The 14,045-nt window shown below is 71.9% G+C and carries 16 protein-coding genes and 1 riboswitch; of the genes, 6 read left to right on the forward strand and 10 right to left on the reverse strand.

Annotation, left to right across the window (positions count from 1 at the left end; translation table 11 throughout):
* Nucleotides 1-71: 71 nt before the first annotated feature.
* Entirely contained in the window at nucleotides 72-1,514 is a 1,443-nt protein-coding gene (gndA, locus tag ACLJOK_RS00435) for an NADP-dependent phosphogluconate dehydrogenase (protein ID WP_410815414.1), read from the reverse strand.
* Nucleotides 1,515-1,703: 189 nt separating this feature from the next.
* On the reverse strand, nucleotides 1,704-2,000 hold the full coding sequence (locus ACLJOK_RS00440; RefSeq protein WP_196929949.1) for an MTH1187 family thiamine-binding protein: 297 nt from the start codon (nucleotides 1,998-2,000) through the stop codon (nucleotides 1,704-1,706).
* Nucleotides 2,001-2,290: 290 nt separating this feature from the next.
* Here ACLJOK_RS00440 and ACLJOK_RS00445 point away from each other — a divergent pair, with 290 nt between their 5' ends.
* Nucleotides 2,291-2,707, forward strand: coding sequence for a hypothetical protein (locus ACLJOK_RS00445; RefSeq protein WP_410815415.1), 417 nt, complete (start codon nucleotides 2,291-2,293; stop codon nucleotides 2,705-2,707).
* A gap of 279 nt (nucleotides 2,708-2,986) precedes the next feature.
* Here the strand turns inward: ACLJOK_RS00445 and ACLJOK_RS00450 are convergent, their stop codons facing one another.
* From ACLJOK_RS00450 to ACLJOK_RS00460, 3 genes are all read right to left on the reverse strand, one after another.
* Nucleotides 2,987-3,787, reverse strand: a complete 801-nt coding sequence (locus ACLJOK_RS00450) for an energy-coupling factor transporter transmembrane component T family protein (protein ID WP_410815416.1) — start codon at nucleotides 3,785-3,787, stop codon at nucleotides 2,987-2,989.
* Nucleotides 3,784-5,214: an ABC transporter ATP-binding protein gene (locus ACLJOK_RS00455; RefSeq protein WP_410815418.1), complete on the reverse strand. Its 1,431-nt coding sequence runs from the start codon at nucleotides 5,212-5,214 to the stop codon at nucleotides 3,784-3,786. The genes ACLJOK_RS00450 and ACLJOK_RS00455 overlap by 4 nt, the downstream gene beginning before the upstream one ends.
* A gap of 119 nt (nucleotides 5,215-5,333) precedes the next feature.
* Nucleotides 5,334-5,927, reverse strand: coding sequence for an ECF transporter S component (locus tag ACLJOK_RS00460; RefSeq protein ID WP_410815419.1), 594 nt, complete (start codon nucleotides 5,925-5,927; stop codon nucleotides 5,334-5,336).
* A gap of 74 nt (nucleotides 5,928-6,001) precedes the next feature.
* Nucleotides 6,002-6,106: riboswitch (TPP riboswitch) on the reverse strand.
* 107 nt (nucleotides 6,107-6,213) lie between these two features.
* On the opposite strand from ACLJOK_RS00460, the gene ACLJOK_RS00465 reads away from it, so the two are divergent.
* The 5 genes from ACLJOK_RS00465 (at nucleotide 6,214) to ACLJOK_RS00485 (ending at nucleotide 11,371) form a co-directional block, all read left to right on the forward strand.
* Nucleotides 6,214-7,044 carry an alpha/beta fold hydrolase gene (locus tag ACLJOK_RS00465; RefSeq protein ID WP_410815420.1) on the forward strand — a complete coding sequence of 277 codons (831 nt, stop codon included), beginning with the start codon at nucleotides 6,214-6,216 and terminating at the stop codon, nucleotides 7,042-7,044.
* A gap of 29 nt (nucleotides 7,045-7,073) precedes the next feature.
* Entirely contained in the window at nucleotides 7,074-7,880 is an 807-nt protein-coding gene (locus tag ACLJOK_RS00470) for an aminoglycoside N(3)-acetyltransferase (protein WP_410815422.1), read from the forward strand.
* The gene (locus ACLJOK_RS00475; RefSeq protein ID WP_410815423.1) at nucleotides 7,877-8,626 is read left to right on the forward strand and encodes a sugar isomerase domain-containing protein; all 750 of its coding nucleotides are present in this window, start codon (nucleotides 7,877-7,879) and stop codon (nucleotides 8,624-8,626) included. Before ACLJOK_RS00470 ends, ACLJOK_RS00475 begins: the two co-directional genes overlap by 4 nt.
* Before the next feature lie 139 nt (nucleotides 8,627-8,765).
* Complete coding sequence (locus tag ACLJOK_RS00480; protein WP_410815425.1) at nucleotides 8,766-9,269, forward strand: DUF6328 family protein; 504 nt, start codon at nucleotides 8,766-8,768, stop codon at nucleotides 9,267-9,269.
* 104 nt (nucleotides 9,270-9,373) lie between these two features.
* A complete protein-coding gene (locus ACLJOK_RS00485; RefSeq protein ID WP_410815426.1) occupies nucleotides 9,374-11,371 on the forward strand; it encodes an acyl-CoA dehydrogenase family protein in 1,998 nt (665 codons plus the stop codon).
* A 63-nt stretch (nucleotides 11,372-11,434) separates the two neighbouring features.
* On the opposite strand, the gene ACLJOK_RS00490 is transcribed toward ACLJOK_RS00485, so the two are convergent.
* The 5 genes from ACLJOK_RS00490 to ACLJOK_RS00510 form a co-directional block, all read right to left on the reverse strand.
* Nucleotides 11,435-11,602 carry a hypothetical protein gene (locus tag ACLJOK_RS00490; protein WP_179780499.1) on the reverse strand — a complete coding sequence of 56 codons (168 nt, stop codon included), beginning with the start codon at nucleotides 11,600-11,602 and terminating at the stop codon, nucleotides 11,435-11,437.
* 158 nt (nucleotides 11,603-11,760) lie between these two features.
* Nucleotides 11,761-12,369: a hypothetical protein gene (locus ACLJOK_RS00495; protein ID WP_410815428.1), complete on the reverse strand. Its 609-nt coding sequence runs from the start codon at nucleotides 12,367-12,369 to the stop codon at nucleotides 11,761-11,763.
* Nucleotides 12,370-12,438: 69 nt separating this feature from the next.
* The gene (locus tag ACLJOK_RS00500) at nucleotides 12,439-12,837 is read right to left on the reverse strand and encodes a Fur family transcriptional regulator (protein ID WP_091409697.1); all 399 of its coding nucleotides are present in this window, start codon (nucleotides 12,835-12,837) and stop codon (nucleotides 12,439-12,441) included.
* Nucleotides 12,834-13,133, reverse strand: coding sequence for an ArsR/SmtB family transcription factor (locus ACLJOK_RS00505; RefSeq protein WP_030338189.1), 300 nt, complete (start codon nucleotides 13,131-13,133; stop codon nucleotides 12,834-12,836). The genes ACLJOK_RS00500 and ACLJOK_RS00505 overlap by 4 nt, the downstream gene beginning before the upstream one ends.
* A gap of 43 nt (nucleotides 13,134-13,176) precedes the next feature.
* Complete coding sequence (locus ACLJOK_RS00510) at nucleotides 13,177-14,043, reverse strand: metal ABC transporter permease (RefSeq protein ID WP_410815429.1); 867 nt, start codon at nucleotides 14,041-14,043, stop codon at nucleotides 13,177-13,179.
* Nucleotides 14,044-14,045 lie beyond the last annotated feature (2 nt).

Raw genomic sequence — 14,045 nt, forward strand, 5'->3', positions numbered from 1 at the left:
GGCCTCCCCACCGGGGGAGGCCACTACATCAAGGATCGAGCACGGTCACGGCGCGCCCGCCGCCGCCCCGGCTACGCCGGAGACTCGGTGCGGTCGGCGGCCCAGGTGGTGTGGAACGAGCCCTCGCGGTCCACCCGCTGGTAGGTGTGCGCGCCGAAGTTGTCCCGCAGACCCTGGATCAGCGCGGCCGGCAGCCGCTCCGCGCGCAACGCGTCGAAGTACGCCAACGACGACGAGAACGCGGGCGTCGGCACGCCGGCCCGGGTCGCGTCGGCCACCACCCGCCGCCAGCTCGGCACGCCAGCGCTGACGGCCTCGGCGAAGTACGGCGCCACCAGCAGCGTCGGCAGGTCCGGCTGCTCGTCGTACGCCTCGCGGATCCGGTTGAGGAAGCGGGCCCGGATGATGCAGCCGCCCCGCCAGATCGTCGCGGTGCCGCCCAGGTCGATGTCCCAGTTGTATTCCTGGCTACCCGCGCGGATGTGGTCGAAGCCCTGCGCGTACGCGACGATCTTGGAAGCGAGCAGCGCCCGGCGCACGTCCTCGACGAAGGTCTCCCGGTCGGTGACCTGCCACTTCTCACCCGCGTCGGGGAACGCCCGGCGGGCCGCCTCGCGCTGGTCGACGTGCCCGGAGAGCGAACGGGCGAAGGTCGCCTCGGCGATCCCGGTGATCGGGATGCCCAGGTCCAGGGCGCTCTGCACGGTCCACCGGCCGGTGCCCTTCTGCTCGGCCCGGTCCTGCACGATGTCCACGAACGACCGGCCGGTCGCCGCGTCGGTGTGCGCGAGCACGTCGGCGGTGATCTCGATGAGGAACGACTCCAGCTCGCCGTTGTTCCACTCCCGGAAGATCTCCGCGATCTCGGCCGGCGTCGCGTCCAGGCCAGCCCGGAGCAGGTCGTACGCCTCGGCGATGAGCTGCATGTCGGCGTACTCGATGCCGTTGTGCACCATCTTGACGAAGTGCCCGGCGCCGTCCGGCCCGACGTGCGTGCAGCACGGCACGCCGTCCACCTGGGCGGCGATCTTCTCGAACATCGGCCCGAGCTTCGCGTACGACTCGGCGGAACCGCCCGGCATGATGCTCGGCCCGCGAAGCGCGCCCTCCTCGCCGCCGGAGACGCCGGTGCCGCTGAAGTGCAGCCCCTGCGCCCGCAGCGCCTCCTCACGGCGGCGCGTGTCGGCGAAGTGGGCGTTGCCACAGTCGACGATGATGTCGCCCTCGTCGAGCAGCGGCACCAACTCGTCGATCACCGCGTCGGTGGGCGCGCCGGCCTTCACCATGACGATGACCGCGCGGGGGCGTTCCAGTGCTGCCACGAAATCGGCCATCGTCTCGCCCGGCACGAACGTGCCCTCGTCGCCGTGCTCGGCGACCAGGCTGCGGGTGCGCTCCGGCGAGCGGTTGTGCACTGCCACCGTGAAGCCGTTGCGGGCCAGGTTGCGGGCCACGTTGCGACCCATCACCGCCAGCCCGGTCACACCGATTTGTGCCCTCGCCTGATCAGCCATCCGTGCCGCCACCTCTCGTCACACCACTATCAGCGTTTGGAAACTTACCGTGATGTGGGCCGATACGGACCAGTGATCGACGTCCCGTTACTACACGTGATGTGGACATTGCCGCTGGCGGCTCGGGCTCTCGACGCTGGTCGGTGAGCCCCGCACAGGGAAACGTGTCGTCATTCCGCGCCGCGCACGTCAGCCTTCGGCGAGACGGGCTTCGATTCGGGCGATCTTCCCGGTCAGCGCGTCGGTAACCCCGGGCCGGACGTCGGCCTTGAGTACCACACTCACCCGGGGCGCCTGCGCGGCGACCACGTCGACCGCCCGCTTCACCACCGCCATCACCTCGTCCCACTCGCCCTCGACGGTGGTGAACATGGCATCGGTCCGGTTGGGCAGGCCGGACGCACGGACCACCCGCACCGCCTCGGCGACCAGGTCACCCACGGAGTCGTCACCGCCGAGCGGGGTGATCGAGAACGCGATCAGCATGTGCCGATCGTGCCAGTAAAAACGGATGCGCGTCGGTCGGGCGGTGGCTACCGTACGAACATGCGCAACTGACGCCCCACTTCCGAGCCGGCCCGCCGTCCCGCGTCGCGGACCGTGCGCTCCTGGGCGTCCCGCATCCCCTCCCCGCCGTTCGGCGGCGATGGCCCTGCCTGGCCCCGGTGAGCAGTCCCTTCCCCACTCGACCGTCGCGCAACGGCGGTCACCAGCCGATCCGACCGACCGCCGCAGCGCGGGACCGGCCGTGCCGGTCGGCATTGAAGGAGGCCCGGATGCCTGCCAGGCGTAACCCGAAGAAGTCCCGTACCCCCAGAGCGACGCCGCTCGGCGTCGACCCGGCGGCCGGCCACGGCCCGCTCCCAACCACCCTTGCGGCCCTCGACCTCGCGGTCGAACCGGCTTTGCCGGCGGTGCTCGTCGAGCCGGCAACGCTGGCCGAGCCGGCGCCGCAGGTGGCACTGATGGAGGCGGTGCTGCCGGAGCCGGCGCTTTCGGACGAGCTGGCGGTGCCGGCAGCTGTGGACGTGCCGGCGGTCGTCGACGCGCCGTCGGTGGGCGATCTGCCGAAGCCGACCGGCCGACCGAAGGCGCCGACGGCCGGGCCACCGCAAGGCAGCGGCAACCGCTCCGGCGGCGGCCGCAGCCAGCAAGCCGGCCAGACCCGCCGCTACGCCTTCCGCCGCAGCTAAATCGAACCACCCCACCCGCCCCGCCCCGCCCCCGCGCCCCCACCCCGCGCCCCGCCACTAGCCCCGCCGATCTTCCACTTTCTGTCCTCGCATAACCGGCTTATCGGGATGATTCGGCGACAGAAACCGCAAGATCGGCGGGAGCGGTGCGTGGGCGCTGGGTGGTGACAGCACTATCAGGGATGTAGTGGCCTCCGTGGGCAGCGAGGCCACTACATCCCTGATGTTGTGCGGATCTTGGCGGCGGGCGCCAGCGGCGGGCGCCAGCGGTGGGTTGGGTCAGCTGATCAGGGGGCGGAAGGCGCCTAGGAGGATGCTCGTGGTGAGGGTGGCTGCGGCGAGGACGGCGGACCCGGCGATGAGGAGGACGTCGGCGCGGGTGAAGTGCTGCCGGCGGGCGACGGTACGGGGTGTGCCGGCGTCGAAGCCACGCGCGTCCATCGCCACCGCCAGCCGGGTGCCTCGACGGATCGCCCCGACCAGCAGCGCGAACGCGGTGGAGGCGAAGAGCCGCAGCTTCGCCACCGGGTTGCGTCCCGCGTCGACGCCCCGGGCGCGCCGGGCCATGCTGATCATCTGCCACTCCTGACCGAGCAGCGGCACCAGCCGGAACGCGGCCAGCGCCCCGATGGCGAACCGGGCCGGCGCCTTCGCGTTCTGGATCAACGCGTCGGCCAGGTCGGTGGGGTCGGTGGTCGCGAAGACGATTACACCGGGCAGGGCCACCGCGAACACCCGCAGCACCAGGCCGAGCGCGGTGAGCAGGACGCCGGTGCTCACCAGTACCGGTCCCGCGTCCAGCAGGACCCGGCCGGACCGGTCGGCCGCGAACAGCACCAGGGTGACCAGGATGCCGGCGGCACTGAGCAGCAGTGGCCAGGCCCGCCGGGCCAGCACCCGGTAGCGGATGCCGAACAGCGGCAGGACGGCCAGTTCGAGGGCGATGGCGATCGCCGGGGCAACCGGGTCCAGGGTCGCCAGCAGTGTGAACGAGAAGACCAGCGCGGCGGCGACCTTCGCCACCGGGTTGCGGCGGGCCAACGGCGCGTCCGGCGCGGCGACCGGCTCGATGCTGATCATCGCTGGTCGTCCGTGGCGCGGTGCAGGGTGACGGTGCGATCGGCGAGCGCGGCGACGAAGTCCGCGTCGTGGGTGACTGTGACGACGCCGTGCCCGGCGTCGCGCAGGTCGGCGAAGAGGTCCACCAGTTCCCGCCAGGTCCGCCGGTCCTGGCCGAAGGTGGGTTCGTCGCAGATCAGCAGGCGTGGCGCGGTGGCCAGGGCGGTCGCCACGCTCAGTCGCCGCGCCTCGCCACCCGAGAGGGTGTACGGGTTGGCGGCGGCGAGCCGGGCCAGCCGCAGTCGGTCCAGCAGCCCGGCCACTGTCTCCTTGACGGCTGCCTCGGTTTGGCCGGTGCGGCGCGGGCCGAGCGCCAGCTCGTCGAAGACCGTGCTGGTGACGAACTGGTGCTCCGGATCCTGGAAGACCGACCCGATCCGTCGGGCCAGCGCGGGTGCCCGCCACCGATGCGGGGAAGTGCTGTGGTCCGCGCCGGCCAACTCGACGGACGCGGTGACCCGCCCACTGCCCGGCCGGAGCAGGCCGCCGAGCAGCAACGCCAGGGTGGACTTGCCGGCACCGTTCGGTCCGCGTACGGCGAGTGCTTCACCGGCGCGTACCGCCAGGTCGGTGATGCCCAGCCGGGGCGGCAGGCCGAGCCGGTCGGCGGTGAGCAACAGCTCCCCGGGGCCGGCGGTGGCCGCCCGAGGCGCGATGGGGTGACCGGGCACCCAGACCCCCTCGGCGGCCAGGGCGGCACCGTGGGCGGCGAAGACCGCCTCGGGTGTGCCGTCCGCGCGGACGCCGCCGCCCGGTTCCAGGACGACCACCCGGTCGACAAGCGGCAGTGCCTCGGCGACCCGGTGTTCGACCAGGATCAGCGTGGTGTCGGCGTCCAGCGCGCCGGCCACCGCGTGCCGGACCAGTTCGGCGCCGGCCGGGTCGAGGTTGGCGGTCGGCTCGTCGAGCAGCAGCAGGGCGGGGCGCAGGGCCAGCGCGCCGGCCAGAGCGAGGCGTTGCTGTTCGCCGCCGGAGAGCGCCGCGGTGTGGCGGTCCCGGGAGTACGGGAAGCCGACGCGGTGCAGCGCCTCGTCCACGCGGGGCCAGATCTCGTCGGCCGGCACTCCCCGGTTCTCCAGCCCGAAGGCGACGTCGTCGCCGCAGCGCGCCATCACCAGTTGGGTCTCCGGGTCCTGGAAGACGATGCCGACCCGTTCCCGCCCCTTGCGCGGGTCGAGCCCGTCGATCTCGACGGTGCCCTCCTGCTCGCCGGAGTCCTCGGGAAGCAGCCCGGCCAACGCGCTGAGCACTGTGCTCTTACCGGCCCCCGACGGCCCGAGGAGCAAAACCCGCTCCCCAGCCTCAACCCGCAGGTCAACACCCCGAACGGCCCAAGCGCGGCGCCCAGCGTGCCGCCACCCGAACCCCCGCAGCAGTACCCCGCCCACCAAACCACCCCCTCCGGGCAGCGCCCCCGCCTCCACCCTGCACGGTCGATCATGAGGTTGACGGTGGTTATGAAGATCCATCCGCCCGTCAACCTCATGATCGACGCGAGTGGGTGGGGTCAGATCAGGGCTCGGTTTCGGCCTGCTGGGAAGCGGTCCAGGACGCCGGTGTTGGCCAGGGCCTGGGTTAGCAGCCAGCCGCCCAGGCCGGCGATCACTGTGGCGCTGACGATGGTGAGCAGCGCGTACGGGATGCGGTAGTCGGTGAGCGCGTAGTCGACGTTCCAGACGAAGAAGTCGAACAGCGCTGCGCTGAGGCCGGTCAGCGCGCCCGCGAACACAGCTGTCGGCAGCCGGAACGACCGGTACCGGAAGGCGGCGAAGGCCAGCTCGGCGCCGATGCCCTGCACGATGCCCTGCGGGATCACCGTGCCGGCCCACTGGCTGCCCAACAGCGCGGACAGGACCGCGGCCACTGTTTCGCAGTAGAGCGCGGCGCCGGGCTTGCGGATGACCAGCCCACCGATCACCGCCGGCATCAGCCAGACGCCGTAGAGCAGCGTCTGCGCCGGCGGGAAGAAGGCGAACGCGCCCTCGGTGGCGCTCCAGACCAGGCCCCAGGCCCAGAAGATGACGCCGAAGGCGACCGCGATCACCGAGGCGACCACGATGTCGATGGTGCGCCAACGGTGTGTGTCGGTGGTGGAATTCATGTGTTGCTCCCAGTTCGTGAGTGCGAACCAGAAGAAGACGCACGCCGCGTCCGGTGGCACCGGACTGCGGCGCGGCTGGAGGTCGACCGAACTCCCTGCGCTGGCATTACCCAGATCAGGTTCGAGGGTCTGCGGGCGTGCCCGCACTCTCAGCGCTGTGCGCTCCCCTGTCGGATATGAAGTTGTCTCGCTGACGCTAACACCGACCAGGGTCGCGGGCCCAGCAGGGCATCCGCCTGACCTGCGGGAGCGACCGGCGCACCGCCGTCTGGGTACGCTTCCGATCATGCGGGTTGACGCGCGAGGCTTCACGTTCGAGGTGACCGTCGGCGGTCCGACGGACGGCGTACCCGTCCTGCTGCTGCACGGTTTCCCTCAGCACAGCGGCGAGTGGGACGACGTGGTGCCGGCGCTGCACGCGGGCGGGCTGCGCACGTACGCGCTGGACCAGCGCGGTTACTCACCCGGCGCCCGGCCCACTGCGGTGGCCGACTACCGGATCCCCGAACTCGTCACCGACGTGGTGGCGGTGCTCGACGCGCTCGCGCTGGACGCCGTGCACCTGGTCGGCCACGACTGGGGCGCGATAGTGGCCTGGGGGGTCGCCGCCCGGCACCCCGAGCGGGTGCACACGCTGACCGCGGTGTCCGTACCGCATCCGGCGGCCATGGCGCACGCCCTGAGCACCGACGCCCAACAGAAGGCCCGGTCGTCGTACATCGCGCTGTTCCGCAAGCCCGACAAGGCGGAGAAGGTGCTGCTGGCGTGGCACGCCACCGCGCTGCGCAAGCTGCTCGGCGGGGTGGGCGACACGTCCCGGGTGAACCGGTACGCCGACCCGATGCGTGAGCCGGGGGCGCTCACCGCGGCGCTGAACTGGTACCGGGCGATGTCCCGCGCCGACCTGGCCGGCGTCGACCCGGTCGCGGTGCCCACCACGTACGTCTGGAGTGACCGGGACGTCGCCATCGGCCGGATCGCCGCCGAGGCGTGCGCGCAGAACGTCACCGGGGACTACCGGTTCGTGCAGCTGCCCGGGGTGAGCCACTGGATCCCGGACGCGGCGCCGGCCCCGCTCGCCGAGGCGATCCTGGCCCGAGCCGGCGGAACGGCCTGAGCTGTGCGGGTCACCGAAGGAAGGTCATCGTGACCACGGACGCCAGCGGGCCGGGCAGCCGTCGCTCGATCGCCGCGCAGCTGCGCGTCCTGGGCGTACGCCCAGGCGCGACGCTGCTGGTGCACGCCTCGCTGCGTCCGCTGGGCTTCATCAGCGGCGGCCCGCACGCGGTGGTGCTCGCCCTGCGCGACGCGCTCGGCCCGGACGGCACGATCGTCGTGCCCACCCACACGCCCGACAACAGCGACCCCGCGCAGTGGCGCAACCCCCCGGTGCCGGCGGACTGGTGGCCGCTGATCCGCTCGGAGATGCCGGGCTTCGACCCGGCGGTCACCCAGAGCCGGTTCATGGGTGCGCTCGCCGAGACGGTCCGCGGCTGGCCCGGTGCGCTGCGCAGCTCCCATCCGCACGTGTCGTTCGCCGCGCTCGGCCCGGCCGCCGAGCAGGTGGTGGCCGGGCACGCCCTGGCGGACATGCTCGGCGAGGGCTCCCCGCTTGCCCGCCTCTACGACCTCGACGCCGACGTGTTGCTGCTCGGCGTGGACCACTCGGTGAGCACCTCGCTGCACCTGGCTGAGTACCGCTGCCCCGGCTCGCCCCGCGAGCGGATCGGTGCTGCCGTGCGTACCGCCGACGGTGGTCGGGAATGGGTGTGGTGGCAGGACGTACGACTCGACGCGGACGACTTCGCCGCGTTGGGCGGGGACCTGGAGGCCACCGGGGCGGTACGCACCGCACCGGTCGGCACCGGGACCGGCAGGTTGATGCGCCAGCGGGCGGCGGTCGACTTCGCGGTTCGTTGGCTGGCCCGTAATCGAACGACGGAGGACGTATGACGGTGAGTGCCGAGGACTACCTGGCCGTGGTGACCGAGACGATCGGCCAGGTGGCCGCCAGTCAGCGGGAGGCGGTGGGGCGGGCCGCCGACCTGATCGCCGAGGCCGTCCGAGCCGACGGCGTGGTGCACGCGTTCGGCACCGGGCACTCGGAGGCCCTCGCCATGGAGATCGCCGGACGGGCCGGCGGACTGGTGCCGACCAACCGGATCGCGCTACGCGACCTGGTGCTGCTCGGCGGCGAACCGGCCGACCGGCTGGGCCCGCTGCTGGAACGGGACCCGTCCGTCGCGCACCGCCTCTACGAGTTGGCCCCGGTGCGTCCCACCGACGTCTTCGTGCTCGCCTCGAACTCCGGGGTCAACGGCGCGATGGTGGAGTTCGCCACCCTGGTGAAGGAGCGCGGGCACGGGTTGGTGGCGATCACCTCGGCGCGGCACTCCGGCCGGATGACCTCCCGGCACCCGTCCGGGCGCAAGCTGAGCGACCTCGCCGACGTGGTGCTCGACAACGGCGCGCCGTACGGCGACGCGACGCTGCCCCTGCCCGGCGGCGGTGCGGTCGGCGCGGTCTCCTCGATCACCGCGGCGCTGCTGGCGCAGCAGGTGACAGTGGAGGTGGTGGCGCGGTTGCTGGCGGCGGGGGAGCGCCCCCCGGTCTACCTGTCGGCGAACATCCCGGACGGCGACGCGCACAACAACGAGCTGGAGGCGCGGTACGCGGGCCGGATCCGACGCGGGTCCTGACAGGGTTCCGGTGGCCGGCTTGCGTCGCCGAGATGAACGGCAGATGTCGTGAACCAGTTTCGCGCTCGGCCGGGTGGGGCATTGGCGTTGCTGCCGGCGGCCGGGACCGCCGGCAGTAACGTCTCACCGGAGGTAGCGCGTGTCCAAGGAGACCGAGAAGCAGCGCTGGCAGCGCAACTTCGCCGACCTGCTGCAGGAGTTGCGGGTCGCCCAGACCGGCGTGCAGATCCTCTTCGCCTTCCTGCTCACCCTGCCGTTCAGTAACGGGTTCACCGAGACGACGGAGTTCCAGCGCGACGTCTACATCGTGGCGTTGCTCGCGGCGGCCGCCGCCACCGCACTGATCATCTCGCCGGTGGCGTTCCACCGGGCGCTGTTCCGGCAGGGGCGCAAACCGGAGCTGGTCCGCTTCGCGCACCGGATGGCCACCGGCGGCCTCGCCTTCATGTTGATCGCGATGGTCAGCGCGGTGCTGCTGATCACCGACTTCGTGCTGGACCGGCCGATCGCCTTCCTGCTCAGCGCCCTCGCCGGAATCTGGTTCCTCACGTTCTGGGTGGCCCTGCCGTTCGCCCGACGCAGCTGGGGTGAGGACGACATCGACGACGATGACGACGACCCGGACACGATCAGCGGGCGCTGACCGCGCCGATCTTCACGCAGCGCTACCCCTGGGTAACAACCGGGGGTAGCGTGGCAATAGTCGCGCACGTCGACGCAGCCGCACCGAGCTTCGAGGGGGCAGCCGTGACCACGACGCAGAATGGCCGACCGGCACCGGACGGCCCCGACTCCGAAACCACGGCTGGCGCTGCCGCGCCGCTGCCCGCGGAAGCCGGGCAGGTCACCGAGAAGGAGGCCCGGCAGGTTGCCGAGGCCGCCCGCGAGTCCACCTGGGACCGGCCCAGCTTCGGCAAGGAGCTGTTCCTCGGCCGGTTCCGGCTCGACCTGATCGACCCGTGGCCCCGATCCGATCCGGAGGACGTAGCTCGCGCGGAGGAGTTCCTTGGTCGGTTCCGCGCCTTCCTGGCCTCCGAGGTGGATGGTGAGGCCATCGAGCGGGACGCGTCGATACCCGACTCGGTGTTCCACGGCCTGGCCGACCTCGGCGCGTTCGGCATGAAGATCGACCGGAAGTACGGCGGGCTCGAGCTGAGCAACCTGCACTACTGCCGGGCGCTCATGCTGGCCGGCTCGGTCAGCCCGGCCATCGGCGCGCTGCTCTCGGCACACCAGTCGATCGGGGTGCCGCAGCCACTGAAGATGTTCGGCACCGCCGAGCAGAAGCAACGCTTCCTGCCCCGGCTCGCCGCCGGCGAGGTGTCCGCGTTCCTGCTCACCGAGCCCGACGTCGGCTCCGACCCGGCCCGGCTGGCCACCATCGCCGAGCCGACCGAGGACGGCACGGGTTACCGGCTCAACGGGGTGAAGCTCTGGGCCACCAACGGCATCGTGGCCACCCTGCTGGTGGTGATGGCCCGGGTGCCGGCCACGGAGGGCCGTCGGGGCGGCATCACCGCGTTCGTTGTGGACGGCGACAGCCCCGGCATCACTGTCGAGCGGCGCAACGAGTTCATCGGCCTGCGCGGCTTGGAGAACAGCCTGACCCGGTTCCACGACGTGATCGTCCCCGCCGAGAACGTCATCGGTGGCGAGGGCAAGGGGCTGAAGATCGCCCTGACCACTCTGAACACCGGCCGGCTCTCGCTGCCGGCCATGTGTGTGGGCGCCGGCAAATGGGCGTTGAACGTGGCCCGGGGGTGGGCCGCCGACCGCGTCCAGTGGGGAAGGCCGGTAGGCGAGCACGAGGCGGTCGCGCAGAAGCTGTCCTTCATCGCCGCCACCACGTACGGCATGGAGACCATGCTCGACCTTTGCTGCCTGCTCGCCGACGACGACCGCAACGACATCCGGATCGAAGCGGCGCTGGTCAAGCTGTACGCCAGCGAGATGGCCTGGAAGATCGCCGACGAGCTGATCCAGATCCGGGGTGGGCGCGGCTACGAGACGGCCGACTCACTCGCTGCCCGAGGCGAACGCCCGGCCGCCGTCGAGCAGATGCTGCGCGACCTGCGGATCAACCGGATCTTCGAGGGCTCCACCGAGATCATGCACCTGCTGATCGCGCGGGAGGCGGTCGACGCCCACCTGTCGGTGGCCGGCGACATCATCGACCCGGACGCGGGGCTGGGCCGCAAGGCCCGAGCCGGCGCGCGAGCGGGTGCCTTCTACGCGAAGTGGCTGCCCACCCTCGCCGTGGGTCGGGGGCAGAGCCCTTCGGCGTACGCCGAGTTCGGCCCACTCGCCCCGCACCTGCGCCAGGTGGAGCGTTCGTCACGCAAGCTGGCCCGGTCGACGTTCTACGCCATGTCCCGCTGGCAGGGAAAGATGGAGCGCAAGCAGGCGTTCCTCGGCCGGGTGGTCGACATCGGCGCCGAGTTGTTCGCGATGTCAGCGGTCTGCGTCCGGGCCTCCGCCGAACGGGACAGCCGCCCGGAGAACGTCGAGCTGGCCGACCTGTTCTGCCGGCAGGCGCGGGTACGGGTGGACGCCCTGTTCGCCGCACTCTGGGACAACACCGACTCGGTCGACACCGCCGCCGCGAAGCGCATCCTCGCCGGCCGCTACGCGGGCCTGGAGGAGGGCGTGCTCACCCCGTCCGACGAGCTGCCCTGGGTGGCCCGCTGGTCGCCCGGCCCGTCCACCGCCGAGGACGTCCGCCGCCGCATCCCCCCAAAGCCCTGACCAGCCCGGTCGCGCCGGCGCGACGCCATGCGGGCCGGTGGTCGCGCGGGGCAGCGGTGTCGGTCAGCGGGAGACCGCCCAGGCCAGTACTCCCGCCAGGATCAGACCGTTGAGCCCGGCCAGGGCCAGGTACGCCGCGGGTGGGATCTTCCTGCCCCGGCGGACGAAGGAGACCAGAACGGCGGCGTAGCCGAGCAGCAGGACGGCGATGACGACGAGGAAGTAGAACACCCGACGACTTTAACGACACCCTCGTCGGGCTGAACCTGCGCCCAGCCGAACGGCTGTGCGTCAACCCACCCTGCCTGGTCGATCATGGAGTTGTGGTGGGTCACAAAGCACCCGCCAAACGTCCAAGCCAGGCACCACAACTCCTTGATCGACGGGGCTCAGCGACTTCGGCCTCGTAGGCCTAGTTGGCGCAGCTCGAGGGCGGCCAGGGCGTCTACTGTCGTGTCGTCGCCGCGTCGCCACGCCTCGGCTACGTCCGGACCGATCCGGGTGAGTTTGCCCAATGGTTGGGTGGCCAGCGCGCGCAGGGCGAGCAGGTCCCGGCCGGCCGGCCCGGCGGCCAGCTTCGCCGCTGATCCGGCCCGGCGCATCCAACGGACCCGCAGCGGCAGCCAACCGAACAGCACGATGCCGAGCGGGAAGATCAGCACCGCGATGGCGAGGGCCAGGGCGAGCTGGTCGACCAATTGCTGCTGGTCGCGGCCAGCGTCGGCCAGCGATCGGGCGGCGTCGGCGGCGCGCTGGAACGGTGCGGTGAGTTCGTCGCCGACCAGTGGCACCCGCCCGACCTTGCTGCCGGCGTCGCCCAGGTTGTCGGCGAGCCCACTGCCGGCGCCCTCCAACTTCTGCCCCGGCACGGCGAGCTTCTGCACCAGGTCGTGCAGCCACAGCGCGCCGCGGATCGCCACGTACACCCAGGCGACGACGAGCAGGTCGGTGAGCAACTGACGGGCGGCGGTCGGAAACCGATCGGCATAGATTTTCACGCCGGCCAGCGTGCCACGAACGCCCCGCCCGGTGTACCCGTCAAGTGAGCCCGGATCGCGATCTGACGGTCAGCGCGGGCAGGTCGGGCAGGTGCCGAAGATCTCCAGGGTGTGGCTGACGTCGGCGTAGCCGTGCTGCGCGGCGACCCGATCGGCCCAGCTCTCCACGGCCGGGCCGGCCACCTCGACCGTACGCCCGCACACCCGGCAGACCAGGTGGTGGTGGTGCCCCTCGCTGCACCGGCGGTAGAGGTGCTCGCCGCCCGGCGGACGCATCACGTCGATCTCACCGGCGTCGGCGAGCCCCTGGAGGGTGCGGTAGACGGTGGTCAGGCCGACCCGCTCGCCGCGCTGCCGCAGCATCGCGTGCAGGTCCTGAGCGCTGTGGAAGCCCTCCATCTCGCCCAGCAGCGCGCTCACCGCCGACCGCTGCCGGGTGTTGCGCACCGCGGCGCTGCTCTCGCTCATGATCCCTCCCCGGCGTGGCTGACCGCGTCCGCCACGATGTGCGCGACGTGCTCGTCGACCAGGCTGTAAGCGATCTCCCGGCCTCGGCGGGACCCGCGCACCACGCCCGCTCCGCGCAACACCCGCAGGTGCTGGGAGACCAGCGGTTGTGCCGCCCCGAGCTTCTCCACCAACTCGTGCACGCACCGCTCGCCGCCGGCCAGCTCACTGACGATGGCCAGCCGAATGGGCGCGGACAGGGCGCGGAGCAACTCGCTGGCCCCGTCGAACCCGTCGTAGCCCGTCGCGCTGGTCATCCCGCAACGGTAACCAATACCACCGACGTCGCGCTGACCAGGCTCAGCTCAGCACGACCTCGTGCGGTTCCGGGGTCGGCGCGGCGGTCGGCGTCGTCCGGCGGCGCACGACCCGCCAGACAGCGCCGGCCACGGCCACCACCAGGAACGAGGCGATCGCCACCAGCACCACCGAGGCGCCCGGCGCGGTGTCCGCCGTGGCCGCCACCCAGACACCCGAGCCGGCGGCGAAGAGCCCGAGCGCCATCGCGGCGGCCATCGTGCTGCGGAAGCCCCGGGTGACCTGCTGCGCGGTGGCGACCGGCACCACCATCAACGCGCTGATCAGCAGCACTCCGACGGCCCGCATGGCGATGGTCACGGTGACCGCTGTGGCGACAGCGATCAGCAGGTTCAGCGTGCGGACCGGCAGGCCGGAGACCTGGGCGTACTCCTCGTCGTGACTGACCGCGAAGAGCGCGGGCCGCAACGCGATCATCGTGACCAGGATCGCCGCGCCGAGCACCCCGATGGTGGTCAGGTCGGCGGGCGAGATGGTGGTCAGCGACCCGAACAGGTAGGCGTTGAGGTTCGCGCTGGTCGCGTCGGAGAGGCCGACCAGGAGTACGCCGCCCGCGATGCCGCCGTAGAAGAGCAGGGCCAGGGCCAGGTCACCGGAGGTACGCCCACGAGCCCGGACGATCTCGATGGCGATCGCGCCGATGGTGGCGGCGATCACCGCGACCAGCACCGGTGAGCGGTTGAGCAGCAGCCCCGCCCCGACGCCGGTCAGCGCCACGTGCCCCACACCATCGCCGATCAGCGCCAGCCGGCGCTGCACCAGGTAGATGCCGAGCGCCGGCGCGGCCAGGCCGATCACCAGCGCGCCGATCAGGGCGCGCTGCATGTAGGGGTACTGGAAGAGTTCCATGG

It is taken from the genome of Micromonospora sp. 050-3, assembly GCF_046549335.1.
Lineage (GTDB): Bacteria > Actinomycetota > Actinomycetes > Mycobacteriales > Micromonosporaceae > Micromonospora > Micromonospora trifolii.